The organism is Streptomyces sp. NBC_01525 (assembly GCF_045040405.1).
Taxonomy (GTDB): Bacteria; Actinomycetota; Actinomycetes; order Streptomycetales; family Streptomycetaceae; genus Streptomyces; species Streptomyces benahoarensis.
This window is the reverse complement of sequence record NZ_CP109397.1, coordinates 4,395,243-4,410,751: the sequence shown is the minus strand read 5'-3', so window position 1 is coordinate 4,410,751 and position 15,509 is coordinate 4,395,243. Positions and strand designations below refer to the sequence as shown.

The window sequence follows — 15,509 nt, the reverse complement described above, 5'->3', positions numbered from 1 at the left end:
GTCTCAGCTCGCGTCCGGCCGTATCTCCACGGTCGCCTCGATCCCGGCGATGATGATCCGCAGGCCCGCCTCGAAGTTCCGCTCGATGTCGCCGAACAGCTCGGCACCGGCGCGCGCCGCGTACGGGTACCGGTCGCCGAGCCGCCGCTCACGCTCGGCGCTGTCGTACGCCGGGTCGCGGTACTCGGGGTGGGCCGGATCCGGGTGGACTGACTGCTCCTCGATGACCAGGCCGACGGTGAAGTTGTAGGCGGTCCACCACGCCTGGACCGCGTCGGGGAAGGCGAAGCCCGCCTCGACGAGCCGCCGGATGAACGCGTCGAACGGCGCGGCGTACCCCTGGCCGACCATCCGGGTGCCGCCGAAGACCTTGGCGCCGTCGCGGTAGGCGAGCAGTCCGCGGCGCAGGCCGCGGCAGGCGTCGGCCAGCTGCTTCTGCCACGGGGTGGCGAGCACGGGCTCCGCCATCAGCGGGGTGGCCATCCGCCGCATCATCTCGGTGGCCATCTCATCGAGGAGTTCCTGCTTGTTACGGACGTGCCAGTAGAGCGCGGGCGCCTGGACGTGCAGTTCCGTGGCGATGCGGCGGACGGTGAGCTTGTCGAGACCGACCTCGTTGAGCAGCCGGAGGGCGGCGTCCACCATCTTTTTCCGGTCGATGCGCGAAACCATGTTGACAACTTAACACCGTTAAGCGCAGCCTCGGAGGCATGGAACTTAACAGCGTTAAGGAAGACTCCGGCGCGGCCGTTCCCACCCCCGACGGCTCCGCCGGCGAGATCGACGTACTGATCGCCGGAGCGGGCCCGACCGGCCTCGCCCTCGCCATCGACCTGACCCGCCGCGGCCTGCGCGCCCTCGTCGTCGAGCGGCAGCGGACGCTCTCCCCCGGCGCCCGTGGCACCGGCCACCAGCCGCGCTCCCTGGAGGTCTACGACGACCTCGGCCTGCTGGACGCCCTCCTGGCGGCGGGCGGCCCGTACCCGGAGATAGGGATCTGGCGCGACGGCCGCCTCGCCGAGTCCTTCCTCGCCATCGACCGCTACGAGCCGACGCCCGCCATCCCGTACGCCAACATCCTGATGGTGCCGCTCTTCCGCGCCGTCGAGCTGTTCCACGACCGGCTGCGGGAGCTGGGCGGCGAGGTCCGCTTCGGCACCGAACTGACCACGTTCGCCCAGGACATGGACGGCGTGACCGCCACCCTCCGCGGCCCCGACGGGGCGCACCCGGTCCGCGCCCGCCATCTGGTCGCCGCCGACGGCGGCCGCAGCACCGTCCGCCACGCCCTGGGCATCACCATGAGCGGCCCGACCCTGGAGGAGGGCGCCGCGCTCCTCGCCGACGTCCGCATCGACGGTCTCGACCGCGACCACTGGCACCGCTGGATCCTGCCGGACAAGCGCGGCTTCGTGATGCTGCTCCCGCTGGCCCGCACCGACGTCTTCCAGGCATTCGTCATCGCCCGGGACGAGACCCCCGACCCCAGCGAAGCGGGCGCCCGCGCCGCCCTCGCCCGCCACACCCACCTCGCCCCCGAGCAGATCCGCGACGTGCTGTGGACCTCCGTCTACCGCCCCCGGGCCGCCCGCGCCGACACCTACCGTGCCGGACGCGTCTTCCTCGCGGGCGACGCCGCCCATATCCACTCCCCCGCGGGCGGCCAGGGGCTCAACACCGGCGTCCAGGACGCCTACAACCTCGGCTGGAAGCTCGGTCAGGTCCTGCGCCACGGTGCCCCCGACACCCTCCTCGACACCTACGAGGCCGAGCGCCAGCCCCTCGCCACCCGCATCCTCGACACCAGCACCCGCCTCCACCGCAACCGCAACTGGCGCCGCGGCCGCGACCTCCACCAACTGGGCATCGGCTACCGCGACAGCACCCTCACCCGCGAGCTACGCCCCCACATCCCCGAAGACGCCCCCCACGCGGGCGACCGCGCCCCGGACGCCCCGTGCACCACCCCTGACGGCTCCCCCCTCCGCCTCTTCGACCTGCTACGGGGGCCGCACTTCACGCTGCTGGCGCTGGGCGACGTCGACCTCGATCCGGCCGCACTTCCGGTCGATCCGGACCTGGTGCGCATCGTCCGCACCGGGGGCGCGGCCCCCGACCTCGTCGACGCGTACGGCCATCTCCGGGACGCGTACGGCCCGGATCCCGTCCTGTACCTCATACGTCCTGACGGCTACATCGCCTGGGCGACACCGGCGGAGGATGCGGCTGCCCATGCGGTGGAGGGCCTGCGGTCCTTCTTCGGGGAGGGGGCGATCGGGGCGGTGGGCTGAGCGGTGTGGAGCATGAGCCAACTCTGACGGCTTCCTCATGCCATAGGAAACCCCGCACAAAATAAATAATGAACAAAATTACGCCATCGATTGCATGGCGAACATTCGGCCAGACTCCACGACGTCGTTTCCTCAGGAATGAGCCACCCTCGCGGTCTGCTTGACCACCTATTACCGGGGCAAGAACTTGATACGGATCGCCACAACGAGATCGGCTTCCGCCGCATTTACCCAGCGTGAGGGGCCGGCCGAACGCTCCAGGTTATCGCTCATGGTTCCGGTCTCGTCGTATCCTTCGACGCCGACCGGGCCCACCGGAAGCTGGTCAGATACCTGGGTGAGGAGGTAAGCCTATGGGACGACAGATTCAGCCTGCGCGAGAGGCCCGGCGAGCGTAAATGGCTGATAAGAATGGACCCCGATACCCTCTGGGTTTCCGACCAATCTGCGCACGGTGCCCAAGCAGACGCTCCTCGTCGGCATCATCGCGGCCTGGGCCGCCGCCATGTTCGGGCTGGCGGGCGCGCAGAATGTGCTGACCGCGTCGATCTCCTTCTTCTTCGGTGGCCTGATCTACGCGCCGTTCACACCGATCGCGTACTCATATCTGCAGTCCTTTCTCACCGAGGAGGACGAGCAGCCGGTGATCACCCTGTGGTCCACCGCATCGGCACTGGCCGCCCCCATCGGTCTGGTGACGGCCGGCCCCTTGATCTACTTCGCCATCGGCGGGCCGGCGTTCCGCGACCTGTGTGTGGAACCGCTCGCCGCCGTGGGTGAGGCGCTCGGTGTCCCGGGCGTCGGTACGGCGGCAGCTCACACCACCCGGAACAAGGACCTGTGCCGGGCGAGGCTGCGTGAGGCCGGCCTGCCGCAGCCCGCCTCGCTTCCGGCCGACCACGAGGAGCAGGCTCGCGCATGCCTCGCGGAGATCCGGGACCGGGTCGTCTTCCGGGTGATCCCGGCAGGTTGATCGGTGGTACCTCCGCAGGCGGACGTCGGCGGCGACTGACCGAGCCCTCCCCCCGTAGCGCCCGCCTACGCGAACGGGGCCGCACCGGCGGCCCTCCCGCCCGTACGGCCCCGTCGCGAAGAGGCATCGCGTCGCTCGCTAGACCACCAGCGACAGCAGCAGCACACAGGCGATGCCGACCACCGAGATCAACGTCTCCATCACCGACCACGTCTTGAGCGTCTGGCCGACGTTCATGCCGAAGTACTCCTTGACCATCCAGAATCCGGCGTCGTTGACGTGGCTGAAGAACAGCGAGCCGGTGCCGATGGCGAGGACCAGCAGGGCGACATGGGTGCTGCTCATGTCGGCGGCGAGCGGGGTGACCAGGCCCGCCGCGGAGATGGTGGCCACCGTCGCGGAGCCGGTCGCCAGGCGGATGGCGACGGCGATCAGCCAGGCCAGCAGCAGTGCGGAGATGTTCCAGCCCTTGGAGATGTCCAGGATCATCTGGCCGACGCCCGCGTCCACCAGGGTCTGCTTGAAGCCGCCACCGGCGCCGACGATCAGCAGCACACCGGCGATCGGGCCGAGGGACGACTCGACGGTGGTGGCTATCCGGCCCTTGGTGAACCCGGCCGCGCGGCCCAGCGTGAACATCGCGACGACGACACCGGTCAGCAGCGCGATCATCGGGGAGCCGATGACGTCGAAGACCCGCTGCACGGAGTGCTCCGGATCGTCGATGACGATGTCCACCAGCGCCTTGGCCAGCATCATCACGACCGGCAGCAGCACGGTGGCGACGGTGACGCCGAACCGCGGGCGCTTCGCCAGCTCCGCCGAGGCGCGCTCGGGGATCATGTTCTCGGGCGGCCGGATGTCGACCCAGCGGGCGGCGTAGCGGGAGAAGAGCGGCCCGGCGACGATCGCGGTGGGGATCGCCACGACGACGCCGAGGGCGAGGGTGATGCCGAGATTGGCGCCGACCGCGTCGATCGCGACGAGCGGCCCGGGGTGCGGCGGGATCAGGCCGTGCATGACCGAGAGTCCGGCCAGGGCGGGGATGCCGATGCGCATCAGCGAGAAGTTGCCGCGCTTGGCGACGAGCAGGACCACCGGGATCAGCAGCACGATGCCGACCTCGAAGAAGATCGGCAGCCCGACGACGCAGGCGATGAGCACCATCGCCCAGGGCATCGACCGCCGGTTCGCCTTCGCCAGGATCGTGTCGACGATCTCGTCGGCGCCCCCGGAGTCCGCGAGCAGCTTGCCCAGGATCGCGCCGAGGGCGATGAGCACGCCCGTACCGGCGACGGTCGAGCCCAGCCCGGTGGAGAAGCTGGCGATGGCCTTGTCGAGCGGCGCCCCGGCGGCCGCGCCGAGCACCAGCGAGCCGATGATCAGCGACAGGAAGGCATGCAGCTTGAACTTGGTGATGAGCACAACGATGACGGCGATGCCCGCCAGAACGGCGATGCCCAGCTGCGCATGACCGGCCGAAGTGATCGGCTCGGCCGCGTCCGCTGCCAGCATCTCGACGCTGAGATGAGTCACGGCGATTCCTAGGAGGAAGAGGGAGGGGAGGGAGGTGCGGGGGCCGCCGGGCCCGAGGGCCCCGGGTTCAGGCGGCCGGGACGACGCGGAGCGCGTCGGCCGCGCGGGCGGCGATCTCCTCGGGGGTGCCCGAGACGTCCACCGCGACGCCACGTTCGTCGGCGCCGAGGGGTTCGAGGGTGGCGAACTGCGAGTCGAGCAGCGCAGTCGGCATGAAGTGGCCCTTCCGCTCGGCCATCCGCCGCTCGATCAGCGCGCGGTCGCCGGTGAGATGGAGGAAGACCACCTCGGGGGCGGCGGCGCGCAGCCGGTCGCGGTAGCCGCGCTTGAGGGCGGAGCAGCTGACCACGCCGCCGCGCCCGGCCCGCTCGTGGGCCCAGGCGCCGATGGCGTCCAGCCACGGGCCGCGGTCGGCGTCGTCCAGCGGGGTCCCGGCGGACATCTTGGCGATGTTGGCCGGCGGGTGGAAGTCGTCGCCCTCGGCGTACGGCACACCGAGGGCCTCGGCGACCAGCGGGCCGATCGTCGTCTTGCCGGTTCCGGCAACTCCCATCACGACGATGACGTGGGGCGTGCTCATTCCCGGGTACCTCGCTGTCTTCTTCGACCTCGGTATGACACCCCACTGAAACCCATTATGTATGACTTATTCAAGAGAGTGTGGCGCAAACGTCATACTTAAAGAGGCAGTCGGGCGGAACGTAGGGTGATCCCCATGGAGAACCAGGGGCAGGGGCCGCACACACGGGTGCTCGAAGCCCTCGGTCCGGCGATCACCGCGGGCGATCACCCGCCGGGCACGGTCCTGCGCGCCGAAGAGCTGGCGGCGGCGTTCGACGTCTCGCGCACCGTCGTCCGCGAGGTGATCCGGGTCCTGGAATCCATGCGGCTGGTGACCTCCCGCCGCCGGGTGGGCGTGACGGTCCTGCCGCCCGAGGAGTGGAACGTCTACGACCCGCGGGTCATCAGCTGGCGGCTGGCCGGACGGGACCGCCCCCGGCAGCTGCGCTCGCTGACCGTGCTGCGCTCCGCCGTCGAACCGGTCGCCGCGGGGCTCGCCGCCGTCCACGCCGACCCCGCCCAGTGCGCCGCGCTCACCGAACACGCCATGGGCATGGTCGCCACCTCCCGCGGCCAGCAGCTCGACGCGTACCTCGTGCACGACTCCGCGTTCCACCGCGTGGTGCTGACCGCTTCCGGCAACGAGATGTTCGCCCGGCTCGGCGATGTCGTCGCCGCGGTGCTGACCGGCCGCACCGCGCACCATGTGATGTTCACCGACCCGGACCCGGCGGCGGTCTCACTGCACGTCCAGGTCGCCGAGGCGGTACGGGTCGGCGACGCGACGCGCGCCGAGGAGCTGACGCGTCAGATCACGGTCGGCGCGATGGCGGAACTGGACGTCCTGGTGCCGTAACGCCTGCGCGCCGCTCAGAACAGCGGCTGCTGGCCGGGGAACGGCGGTTCCTCCGGGTCGAAGAGCTTCTCCGCGGGCGCCATCATCGGGGCGATCCGCCGCGACCCCGGGCAGGAGACCAGCTCCAGCACCGTGCGCCGCCCGGGCGGGTCGTGGCGGGCGAAGCGGCCGCCGACGACGGCGATCTCTCGGGTGCAGACGGGGCACGCGCGGCGGGGTGACGACATGCCACCAGTGTGACGCAGCCCCCGCGCGCCCCGCCCTGCGGCCGGACCGTCCACCACCGGACACCACGGAATCGCCCGCCGACGGACGGACACCGGGAAGAGGCAGAGGGGCCCCGCGCGGCGCGGGGAAAGAGGGGGGCGCGGGCAGGGCCGGGGGAACGTGCCCCGCCCGCGCCAGGTGCGCGAGGTCCTGGGTACGGGGGGGGAACCCGGCCCACGCGCCGCCGATGACCAGTCGGCTCACTCAGTACTGCGCCGGGGGCCGCAAAAACGTCACACCGAGGCGGGAGCGGTGCCGTCCGCGCTGGTGGAGGGCGTCGGGGTCACGGTGTCCGAGGCGGATGGTTCCGGGGAACCGGGGGCGGGGGCCGGGGTCTCCGGTGCGGTGGACGGTTGTCCGTCGCCGTCCTCGTCGCCGCCGTGGCCGCCGCCCTGCCCGGTGCCCGCGTTCCCGCCGTCGGCGTTTCCGTCGCCGTTCCCGCCGCCGTCGCCGCCGTCGCCGTTGCCATTGCCGCCGTTGCCGCCGTTGCCGCTGTTCCCGTTGCCCTGCTGCTGGAGGTAGCGGCGGCAGAACGCGTGGGCCTTCGCCGGGCCTCCGGCGGCGCGCTCCAGGCGCTGTACGGTCTCGCGGTCCATGTCGCCGCGCTTGCCCGCCTCGTAGTCCCGGCAGAGCGCGAGCACCACCGAACGCCGTTCCGCCGAACCGTTCTTGCCGTTGCCGGGCAGGCCGGGCACCCCACGGCCCGGGCCCCGGGTGGTGCCGGACGGCGACGGGGTGGCGCTGTGGCTGGTGTCCGGCGTCGGGGAGGTGGTGGCGTCGGTCGGCCGCTCCCCCGCCGTCGCGTCCGGAGAGCCGGGGGTCGTGGTGCCGGGGGCCGGGGATTCGAAGGGGCCGGGGCTGACGTCCGTGGAGATGCTGGGGGGCGGGGCGGGACCCGGGCGGAAGGGGCTGTGCAGCACGCCCGTACCGGCCGCCACCGCCACCCCGCCGAGCGCGCAGGCCGCCAGCGCCACGACGAAACCGCGCCGGACGGGCCGGGCGAGACCGGCGCGGGCCGGTACCGCGTGGTGGGCCCGGCGGAAGGCGGCGACGGCGGCCTCCTCCCCGGGCAGCGGCGCCGGGCCGGGTCCGGCCGGGGCCGCGTCGTCCAGCAGCCGGGCGAGTTCCTGCGCGCCGTGTGCCGTGGTGCCGACCGGCTCGCCGCGCAGCAGGCGCTCCGCGGCATCGTTGTCGAGCCAGTTGTACCGGTCGTCGGCCATCACATGTCCTTCTGCGTTCGCGCGGCCGTTTCCGTCACACCCGGTACGTACGATTCCGCCACGCCGTCACGGCGTCTTCGCCCCTGTACGGGGACCCCGCCCATCGTTCCACCACCCCCGCGCGGGCCGCCCGTAGCCCGGCGGGCCGGGGCGCCCTCCGCCGCGCCGGGTCCGGGACCGTCGCCCTCGGCCGCGGGTCCGGCTTCTTCGGCGTCCCCGTTCTCCGCCCGTTCGCCGAGGAGTTCGGCCAGGCGGCGCAGCCCGCGGTGGGCCGCCGTCCGGACCGCGCCGGGCCGCTTGCCGAGGACCTTCGCGGTGCTCTTGGCGTCCAGCCCGACGACGACCCGCAGCACCACCGCCTCGGCCTGGTCCTGCGGGAGCGTGGCTATCCACCGCAGCGTGCGGCCGGTGCCGAGGGCGGCGAGCGCCTCGCCCTCGGTGTCGGAGAGGGCCGGAGTGTCGACGAGTTCACTCTCGTCGCCGCCGGTCACCGGGCGGCGGCCACGCATCCGGATGTGGTCCAGGGCGCGGTTGCGGGCGATCCGGGCGGCCCAGCCGCGGAACCGGTCGGCGTCACCGCTGAACCGGCCCAGGTCACGGGTGATCTGGAGCCAGGACTCCGACGCGACGTCCTCCGCGTCCGCCTCGCCCACCAGCGTCCGCACATAGCCGAGGAGCCGGGGGTGCACCGCACGGTAGACCGCGCGGAACGCCGCCTCATCGCCGTCCTGTGCCGCCTGCACGGCAGCGGTCAGCCGGCTGTCGTCCGGCTGAGTGTCGTCCCCTCGCACGGGTCCATCCTGTCGCGTGCGGAATCTCCGCTGCCCGGTCCTTGCTGCTGCCCCACTGCTCCGCTACCGGCCGCCGCCCCTGGCGACGGCCGCGGAACCCCCGGTAACCCCGGCGGTTCCGCAGACGGTATCCCGGCTGATCACCACGGCCGCCCCCGGGCCCGGCATCCGCCACGGGCGGCCCGGGACGCACGGCGCGTACGGCGCGTACGGCGCGTACGGCGCGTACCGATCCATCGAACCCCCCGTTGGCGCGGCCCGGTCCCGGCCGCGGCAGACGTACGACAAGCGCGCCGACCGGCGCGAACTGGCACGTTACGGGCCCCGCCCGGCCGCCGTCCAGACCACTGTGGCGCGGCCTTCCACACCCCCTGTGACGCTTTTGGCGCGTACGGCGCTGTATCGGTTGAGGGGTCCGTGACGGGCCTCTCCGCGAACGACGGCCGGGGCCTCTCCTGTGGGGGGTGGCGGCCCCGGCCGTCCCGCGCACCCCCGCCGTCAGGCTCGCGCCGGGGCCTCCGGTCAGCCCGTACCGGACACCTTCGTGGCCAGCGCCCGGAAGTCCGCCCAGCTCAGTGCGGGCTTCCGCGGGTCCCACACCTTCTGCGACAGCGCCGCCAGCGGCATCCGAATGCCCTGGGCGATCTGCTGGGGCGTCTGCGCGTGCGCCAGATCGCACCAGATGGCGAAGCGCGCGCCCGGGATGCGGTCCGGGGTGGTCATGCTCGCCGGGACGTCGACGGGCGAGGTGTGCCGCAGCACCGCGGGCGTCCACTCGCGGTAGATCCGCTCACCGGTCGGATAGGTGAACTGATTCGGCTCGCCGAGGACGTAGTAGAGGTACTCGTCGTTGAGATTGACCACCTTGCGGCCCTCGCGCAGGAAACGGGCCGGGTCGTTGGCGCCGATCTCCTTGCCGGTCCAGTAGCCGACGGTGCGGTTCTTGTCCGCCTGGACGCGCGTGCCGGCGAAGAACCCGTCGTTCCACGCCTCGATCCGGTCGCGTCCGGCCTTCTCGGCGGCGCGCTGCCGGTCGTTGAGCCAGCCGGTTGCCAGATCCTCGATGGTGCCGTTCGGCCCGTACTTCTTCCGGGCCGCCCGGGCCAGGCCCGGGTAGGACGCGGACGGGGAGGGGGCCGTCAGCGCCTGGTACTCGTCGCCGCCCAGATGCCAGTACGCGGCGGCGCCCTTGGGCACGTCGAAGAGTTCGGCGTACTCGCCGATCAGCTCGTCGATGAGCTTCCCGGCGGCGGGCTGGGAGATGTCGATCGCCCCGCGCAGCACCCGCCCGCTCGCGTTGCGCAGCTGGAGGTCGGGGTGGTGGTCGAGGACGGCGCCGAGGTGGCCGGGCGAGTCGATCTCGGGGATGACGCTGAGGTGCCGGGAGTGCGCGAGCCGCAGGATGCGGCGGACCTCGTCCTTGGTCAGATGGTCCTTGGAGACGATTTCCGGGTGGGTGTCGCTCTCGATGCGGAAGCCCTGGTCGTCGGAGAAGTGCAGCTGGAGCTGGTTGAGCTTGAGGTCGCCCAGCTCCCGCACCCGGTCCTCGATCCAGCTCGCGGTGAACGGCTTACGGGCGTTGTCCAGCAGCATCCCGCGCTGGGCCCGGTCGGGCCGGTCCTCGATCGTGCCCTCCGGCAGCCCCCCGGCGGCGCGGACCGCCTGTTTGACGGTCCGGGTGGCGTAGAAGATCCCGGCGTCGGTGGGGGCGGCGAGCGTGAGCCGGGTGTCGCGCGCGGTCAGCGTGTACACCTCGTCGGCGGTGTCGCCCGTGGGCGCGTTGTCCGGCCGCTGCGGGACCCCCTGGCCGTCCTTCCCGGCGAGCTTCACCTCGACGTCCCCGGGCCGTGCGGGCTGATCGCCCCAGACGACGGGCATCCCGCCCAGGTCCTGCCCGAGCAGCCGCGCCTCGTCCGCGACGGTGCTCTTCTCCCCGGCGGGCACCACGATCCGGGCGCCCTTGGAGGGCCGCCAGCCACGCCCGTCGGCCGGACGGAAGTCCCGTACGGCGGGAACGGTGCGCGGCGCGCCGGTGACCTTCTGCCAGGTCGGGGTCGGCACCGGGGAGGCCGCCCGGCCGGTGGCGCCCGGCGCCTGGGAGTCCGCCGCGTCGGAGCAGGCGGCCAGCGTGAGCGCGGCGGCCACCAGCACGGCGGGCAGCGCCGCCCGGGCCACCGGCGACCGGCCGCCGGGCGGCGCGGCCCGCTCCCCCGACGGCGCATTCTCCGGCGCCGCCTTCGGCCGTTCAGGGCGTCCGGGCCGACTCGGATACGACATCGTGCGCTCCTTACTGCTCGGTTCTCTCCTCGCCGTGCCACCGCTCCCCGCGACCGGACCCGCCGGTACGGGGAGCGCGGGCCCCGCCGCGTCCCGGGCGCTCCGCCCACCAGGGCCGGGCCCGGGGCGGCACCCGCCCGGCACGACGGACGCCCCCGACGCACGGCCTCCCGGGCGGACACCGTCGCTTCGCAGGCGATCCCTAGGGAAAACCTCTCTCATCCGGGTGAAATTCGCGCATCCGTCGGACAGCGCCCATCCCGCGTCGTTACGGTGGCGTTTCGGTTCATCACACCGCGCGCAGGGTGTCCGGGTCTCCGGACGGCCCCGGCCGACGCCTCCGTCGCCACGACACGCCCCGGCCGCCGCGCCCGCGATCCGAAACCCGCACCGCTTCCGTCGGCCGCCGTACCCCGTCCACCCGCACCACTTGCTCGTCCGAATGTCCGATCCTTCCGAGGAGCCCCCGCTGTCCGGTGACACTCCGGCCGCCCGGCCGACGATGCTGCGCCCGTCGTGCGCGCCCTGGCGCGGCATACCCTCGCAGAGCCACGGCGCCCGGTCGCCGCTTTCGGACACCGCCGTGCCCCACACCTTCAACGCCCTGCCGCCGGACGACGCCGTCGCCACGCTGCTGACCTGCTGCGGCAGCCGCCGCTGGGCGCAGCGCCTGGCCCGGCACCGCCCGTACCCGGATCTCGGCGCGCTGCTCGCCGCCTCCGACGAGGGCTGCTACGACCTCTCCGCCCCCGATCTGGACGAGGCGCTGGCCGCCGAATCGGCCTCCCCGCTGCCGCCGGTGGGCGCCCCCGGCCCGGGCACCCTCGCCGCGCACACCGCGCTGCGCGCCGCCCACGCCGAGTACGAGCGCCGCTTCCGCCACGCCTTCGTCATCTGCCTCGACGGCTACGGCGAGGACGAGGTCCTGGACCAGATGCTGGCCGGGATCCGCACCCGGCTGGGCAACGACCCGGACGAGGAGCGCGCCGTCGCCGCCGATGAGCTGCGACGCACTATTCGCGGGCGTTTGACACGCCTTATCACGGGATGCCCATAACATCCCGTTTTGCTCTTGTGTGATAGCCCGTTGGTGGCTGTTTGATCACACCTGCGGGGCCCCGGGGCAATGAACCGACAAGGCGTCGCTACGATGGCCAGGGCCGGTGGACCGTACCCGGCCGGGCCGACCGACAGAGAAGCCGGCAGGCCCCAATCCCCGCTCCCGGAGGGTTTTTCCGTGCCGGCTGGAACGCTGTACCGCGGCCGGGAAGGCATGTGGTCCTGGGTGGCTCACCGAGTCACTGGCGTCCTCATCTTCTTCTTCCTGTTCGTACACGTCCTCGACACCGCTCTCGTCCGCGTCTCTCCCGAGGCGTACGACAACGTGGTCGCGACGTACAAGACACCCATCGTCAACGTGCTGGAGTACGGCCTCGTCGCCGCGATCCTCTTCCACGCGCTCAACGGTCTCCGCGTCATCGCCGTGGACTTCTGGTCCAAGGGCCCGAAGTACCAGAAGCAGATGCTGTGGACCGTTGTGGGCGTCTGGGTCGTGCTCATGGCCGGTGCCTTCTACCCCGTGCTGCAGCACACCCTGCGCACGCTGTTCGGGAGCTGATGACGCGAGATGTCTGCTGAAACGACCTCCCCCGCGGGTGCCTCCGACGTCACCCTCTACGACGCGGACAACCCGGCGCCGGTCATCGAGCCGCCCCGTAAGCGCACCGGTAAGACCCCGAAGTCGACGCGCACCAACTTCGAGCTGTACGGCTGGCTCTTCATGCGGCTGTCCGGCATCGTGCTGGTCGTCCTGGTCCTGGGCCACCTGCTGATCCAGCTGGTGCTGGACGGCGGCGTCTCCAAGATCGGCTTCGCCTTCGTGGCCGGCCGCTGGGCCTCGCCGTTCTGGCAGGTCTGGGACCTGCTGATGCTGTGGCTCGCGATGCTGCACGGCGCCAACGGCCTGCGTACGGTCATCAACGACTACGCCCAGCGGGACAACACCCGCTTCTGGCTGAAGATGCTGCTGTACACCGCCACGGTGTTCACCGTCCTCCTGGGCACGCTGGTGATCTTCACCTTCGACCCGAACATCCGCTAACGCCGGGGCTGACGAGACCAATGAAGATCCATAAGTACGACACCGTCATCGTCGGCGCCGGTGGCGCGGGCATGCGCGCGGCGATCGAGTCGACGAAGCGCAGCCGCACCGCGGTCCTGACGAAGCTCTACCCGACCCGCTCCCACACCGGCGCGGCGCAGGGCGGCATGGCCGCCGCCCTCGCCAACGTCGAGGAGGACAACTGGGAGTGGCACACCTTCGACACGATCAAGGGCGGGGACTACCTGGTCGACCAGGACGCCGCCGAGATCCTGGCGAAGGAGGCCATCGACTCCGTCCTCGACCTGGAGAAGATGGGCCTGCCGTTCAACCGCACCCCGAACGGCACCATCGACCAGCGCCGCTTCGGCGGCCACTCCCGTAACCACGGTGAGGCCCCGGTCCGCCGGTCCTGCTACGCCTCGGACCGCACCGGCCACATGATCCTCCAGACGCTGTACCAGAACTGCGTCAAGGAGGGCGTGGAGTTCTTCAACGAGTTCTACGTCCTGGACCTGCTGCTCACCGACGTCGACGGGGTCAAGAAGTCCTCCGGTGTCGTCGCGTACGAGCTGGCGACCGGCGAGATCCACGTCTTCCAGGCGAAGTCGATCATCTTCGCGTCCGGCGGCACCGGCAAGTTCTTCAAGGTGACCTCCAACGCGCACACCCTGACCGGTGACGGCCAGGCCGCCGCCTGGCGCCGTGGGCTGCCGCTGGAGGACATGGAGTTCTTCCAGTTCCACCCGACCGGCATCTGGCGGATGGGCATCCTGCTGACGGAGGGCGCCCGCGGTGAGGGCGGCATCCTCCGCAACAAGGACGGCGAGCGCTTCATGGAGAAGTACGCGCCGGTCATGAAGGACCTCGCGTCCCGTGACGTCGTCTCGCGCTCCATCTACACGGAGATCCGCGAGGGCCGCGGCTGCGGTCCCGAGGGCGACCACGTCTACCTGGACCTCACGCACCTCCCGCCGGAGCAGCTGGACGCCAAGCTGCCCGACATCACCGAGTTCGCGCGGACCTACCTCGGTATCGAGCCCTACACGGACCCGATCCCGATCCAGCCGACCGCGCACTACGCCATGGGCGGCATCCCGACCAACGTCGAGGGCGAGGTGCTGGCCGACAACACCACCGTCGTCCCGGGCCTGTACGCCGCCGGCGAGGTCGCCTGCGTCTCCGTCCACGGCGCGAACCGCCTGGGCACCAACTCGCTGCTGGACATCAACGTGTTCGGCCGCCGCGCGGGCATCGCCGCCGCCGAGTACTCCGCGGACCACGACTTCGTCGAGCTGCCCGAGGACCCGGCGCAGAAGGTCGTCGACCAGGTCGAGCGGCTGCGGAACTCCACCGGCACCGAGCGCGTCACCGAGCTCCGCCAGGAGCTGCAGGAGTGCATGGACGCCAACGTGATGGTGTTCCGCACCGAGCAGACGATCAAGACTGCGGTCGAGAAGATCGGTGAGCTGCGCGAGCGCTACCTGAACGTGTCCGTCCAGGACAAGGGCAAGCGGTTCAACACCGACCTGCTGGAGGCCATCGAGCTGGGCAACCTCCTCGACCTGGCCGAGGTCATGGCGGTCTCCGCCCTGGCCCGCAAGGAGTCCCGCGGCGGTCACTACCGCGAGGACTTCCCGAACCGCGACGACGTCAACTTCATGCGGCACACCATGGCGTACCGCGAGGTCGGCGCGGACGGCAAGGAGTCGATCCGTCTCGACTACAAGCCGGTCGTCCAGACCCGCTACCAGCCGATGGAGCGTAAGTACTGATGAGCACCCCGACTCTCGACAAGCACTCCGCGGCGCTGGACGCGGCCGAGAACACCGCTTCCCACGCGATCAAGGTCACCTTCCGGATCCGCCGGTTCAACCCGGAGGTCTCGGAGGAGGCGAGCTGGCAGGACTTCGAGCTCGACATCGACCCGAAGGAGCGCGTCCTGGACGCCCTCCACAAGATCAAGTGGGAGCAGGACGGCACCCTGACGTTCCGCCGTTCCTGCGCCCACGGCATCTGCGGTTCGGACGCCATGCGCATCAACGGCAAGAACCGTCTGGCGTGCAAGACGCTGATCAAGGACATCAACCCGCAGAAGCCGATCACGGTCGAGGCCATAAAGGGCCTGACGGTCCTGAAGGACCTGGTCGTGGACATGGAGCCGTTCTTCCAGGCGTACCGCGACGTGATGCCCTTCCTGATCACCAAGGGCAACGAGCCGACCCGCGAGCGCCTGCAGACCGCCGAGGACCGCGAGCGCTTCGACGACACCACCAAGTGCATCCTGTGCGCGGCGTGCACGTCGTCCTGCCCGGTGTTCTGGAACGACGGTCAGTACTTCGGCCCCGCCGCGATCGTCAACGCGCACCGCTTCATCTTCGACAGCCGTGACGAGGGTGGCGAGCAGCGTCTCGAAATCCTCAACGACAAGGACGGCGTCTGGCGCTGCCGCACGACCTTCAACTGCACGGACGCCTGCCCGCGCGGCATCGAGGTCACCAAGGCCATCCAGGAGGTCAAGCGAGCGCTGATCACCCGGCGCTTCTGATCCCCCTGTCGGCCTGGGCCTCATGTCACGTGGTGGCTGATGGTCTGGGCCGGTGGCCGATGGCCTGGGCTTACGTGGAGAGCCCCGC

At 71.4% G+C, this 15,509-nt stretch carries 15 protein-coding genes; 8 read left to right on the top strand and 7 right to left on the bottom strand.

Annotated elements, in window-relative coordinates; genetic code table 11:
- Window positions 1-3 precede the first annotated feature (3 nt).
- Complete coding sequence (locus tag OG422_RS19845; RefSeq protein ID WP_143942915.1) at window positions 4-672, bottom strand: TetR/AcrR family transcriptional regulator C-terminal domain-containing protein; 669 nt, start codon at window positions 670-672, stop codon at window positions 4-6.
- A 38-nt stretch (window positions 673-710) separates the two neighbouring features.
- Here OG422_RS19845 and OG422_RS19840 point away from each other — a divergent pair, with 38 nt between their 5' ends.
- Together OG422_RS19840 and OG422_RS19835 are read left to right on the top strand one after the other, a co-directional pair.
- Window positions 711-2,291: an FAD-dependent monooxygenase gene (locus tag OG422_RS19840; protein ID WP_405743978.1), complete on the top strand. Its 1,581-nt coding sequence runs from the start codon at window positions 711-713 to the stop codon at window positions 2,289-2,291.
- A 454-nt stretch (window positions 2,292-2,745) separates the two neighbouring features.
- A complete protein-coding gene (locus tag OG422_RS19835) occupies window positions 2,746-3,264 on the top strand; it encodes a hypothetical protein (protein ID WP_405743976.1) in 519 nt (172 codons plus the stop codon).
- A 138-nt stretch (window positions 3,265-3,402) separates the two neighbouring features.
- On the opposite strand, the gene OG422_RS19830 is transcribed toward OG422_RS19835, so the two are convergent.
- The gene (locus tag OG422_RS19830) at window positions 3,403-4,800 is read right to left on the bottom strand and encodes a gluconate:H+ symporter (protein WP_143942918.1); all 1,398 of its coding nucleotides are present in this window, start codon (window positions 4,798-4,800) and stop codon (window positions 3,403-3,405) included.
- A 67-nt stretch (window positions 4,801-4,867) separates the two neighbouring features.
- The gene (locus tag OG422_RS19825; protein ID WP_143942919.1) at window positions 4,868-5,380 is read right to left on the bottom strand and encodes a gluconokinase; all 513 of its coding nucleotides are present in this window, start codon (window positions 5,378-5,380) and stop codon (window positions 4,868-4,870) included.
- A 135-nt stretch (window positions 5,381-5,515) separates the two neighbouring features.
- Between OG422_RS19825 and OG422_RS19820 the strand changes: the two genes are divergently transcribed.
- Window positions 5,516-6,217: a FadR/GntR family transcriptional regulator gene (locus OG422_RS19820; protein WP_143942920.1), complete on the top strand. Its 702-nt coding sequence runs from the start codon at window positions 5,516-5,518 to the stop codon at window positions 6,215-6,217.
- 14 nt (window positions 6,218-6,231) lie between these two features.
- Here OG422_RS19820 and OG422_RS19815 read toward each other — a convergent pair whose 3' ends face one another.
- The 4 genes from OG422_RS19815 to OG422_RS19800 all read right to left on the bottom strand — a co-directional run bounded on the left by OG422_RS19815 (window position 6,232) and on the right by OG422_RS19800 (window position 10,772).
- The gene (locus OG422_RS19815; RefSeq protein ID WP_030284618.1) at window positions 6,232-6,444 is read right to left on the bottom strand and encodes a hypothetical protein; all 213 of its coding nucleotides are present in this window, start codon (window positions 6,442-6,444) and stop codon (window positions 6,232-6,234) included.
- A gap of 273 nt (window positions 6,445-6,717) precedes the next feature.
- Window positions 6,718-7,704, bottom strand: a complete 987-nt coding sequence (locus tag OG422_RS19810; RefSeq protein WP_405743973.1) for a hypothetical protein — start codon at window positions 7,702-7,704, stop codon at window positions 6,718-6,720.
- The gene (locus OG422_RS19805; protein WP_143942270.1) at window positions 7,704-8,495 is read right to left on the bottom strand and encodes an RNA polymerase sigma factor; all 792 of its coding nucleotides are present in this window, start codon (window positions 8,493-8,495) and stop codon (window positions 7,704-7,706) included. The genes OG422_RS19810 and OG422_RS19805 overlap by 1 nt, the downstream gene beginning before the upstream one ends.
- A gap of 522 nt (window positions 8,496-9,017) precedes the next feature.
- Window positions 9,018-10,772, bottom strand: coding sequence for a beta-N-acetylhexosaminidase (locus OG422_RS19800; RefSeq protein ID WP_405743971.1), 1,755 nt, complete (start codon window positions 10,770-10,772; stop codon window positions 9,018-9,020).
- A 442-nt stretch (window positions 10,773-11,214) separates the two neighbouring features.
- Between OG422_RS19800 and OG422_RS19795 the strand changes: the two genes are divergently transcribed.
- From OG422_RS19795 to OG422_RS19775, 5 genes are all read left to right on the top strand, one after another.
- Entirely contained in the window at window positions 11,215-11,829 is a 615-nt protein-coding gene (locus OG422_RS19795; protein WP_405743969.1) for a 2-oxo-4-hydroxy-4-carboxy-5-ureidoimidazoline decarboxylase, read from the top strand.
- A gap of 180 nt (window positions 11,830-12,009) precedes the next feature.
- On the top strand, window positions 12,010-12,390 hold the full coding sequence (gene sdhC / locus OG422_RS19790; RefSeq protein ID WP_143942268.1) for a succinate dehydrogenase, cytochrome b556 subunit: 381 nt from the start codon (window positions 12,010-12,012) through the stop codon (window positions 12,388-12,390).
- 9 nt (window positions 12,391-12,399) lie between these two features.
- A complete protein-coding gene (locus OG422_RS19785; protein ID WP_384600846.1) occupies window positions 12,400-12,873 on the top strand; it encodes a succinate dehydrogenase hydrophobic membrane anchor subunit in 474 nt (157 codons plus the stop codon).
- A gap of 20 nt (window positions 12,874-12,893) precedes the next feature.
- The gene (gene sdhA, locus OG422_RS19780) at window positions 12,894-14,648 is read left to right on the top strand and encodes a succinate dehydrogenase flavoprotein subunit (protein WP_143942266.1); all 1,755 of its coding nucleotides are present in this window, start codon (window positions 12,894-12,896) and stop codon (window positions 14,646-14,648) included.
- Window positions 14,648-15,421 (top strand): succinate dehydrogenase iron-sulfur subunit, encoded by a 774-nt coding sequence (locus OG422_RS19775; protein WP_143942265.1) that lies wholly within the window; start codon window positions 14,648-14,650, stop codon window positions 15,419-15,421. Before sdhA ends, OG422_RS19775 begins: the two co-directional genes overlap by 1 nt.
- The last annotated feature ends 88 nt before the right edge of the window (window positions 15,422-15,509 follow it).

Bases quoted from the DNA above. Each gene is read 5' to 3' on its own strand.
- OG422_RS19800 (WP_405743971.1), bottom strand. From the start codon at position 10,772: ATGTCGTATCCGAGTCGGCCCGGACGCCCTGAACGGCCGAAGGCGGCG.
- OG422_RS19775 (WP_143942265.1), top strand. From the start codon at position 14,648: ATGAGCACCCCGACTCTCGACAAGCACTCCGCGGCGCTGGACGCGGCC.
- OG422_RS19845 (WP_143942915.1), bottom strand. From the start codon at position 672: ATGGTTTCGCGCATCGACCGGAAAAAGATGGTGGACGCCGCCCTCCGG.
- OG422_RS19795 (WP_405743969.1), top strand. From the start codon at position 11,215: ATGTCCGATCCTTCCGAGGAGCCCCCGCTGTCCGGTGACACTCCGGCC.
- OG422_RS19825 (WP_143942919.1), bottom strand. From the start codon at position 5,380: ATGAGCACGCCCCACGTCATCGTCGTGATGGGAGTTGCCGGAACCGGC.
- sdhA (WP_143942266.1), top strand. From the start codon at position 12,894: ATGAAGATCCATAAGTACGACACCGTCATCGTCGGCGCCGGTGGCGCG.
- OG422_RS19815 (WP_030284618.1), bottom strand. From the start codon at position 6,444: ATGTCGTCACCCCGCCGCGCGTGCCCCGTCTGCACCCGAGAGATCGCC.
- OG422_RS19785 (WP_384600846.1), top strand. From the start codon at position 12,400: ATGTCTGCTGAAACGACCTCCCCCGCGGGTGCCTCCGACGTCACCCTC.
- OG422_RS19810 (WP_405743973.1), bottom strand. From the start codon at position 7,704: ATGGCCGACGACCGGTACAACTGGCTCGACAACGATGCCGCGGAGCGC.
- OG422_RS19840 (WP_405743978.1), top strand. From the start codon at position 711: ATGGAACTTAACAGCGTTAAGGAAGACTCCGGCGCGGCCGTTCCCACC.
- OG422_RS19820 (WP_143942920.1), top strand. From the start codon at position 5,516: ATGGAGAACCAGGGGCAGGGGCCGCACACACGGGTGCTCGAAGCCCTC.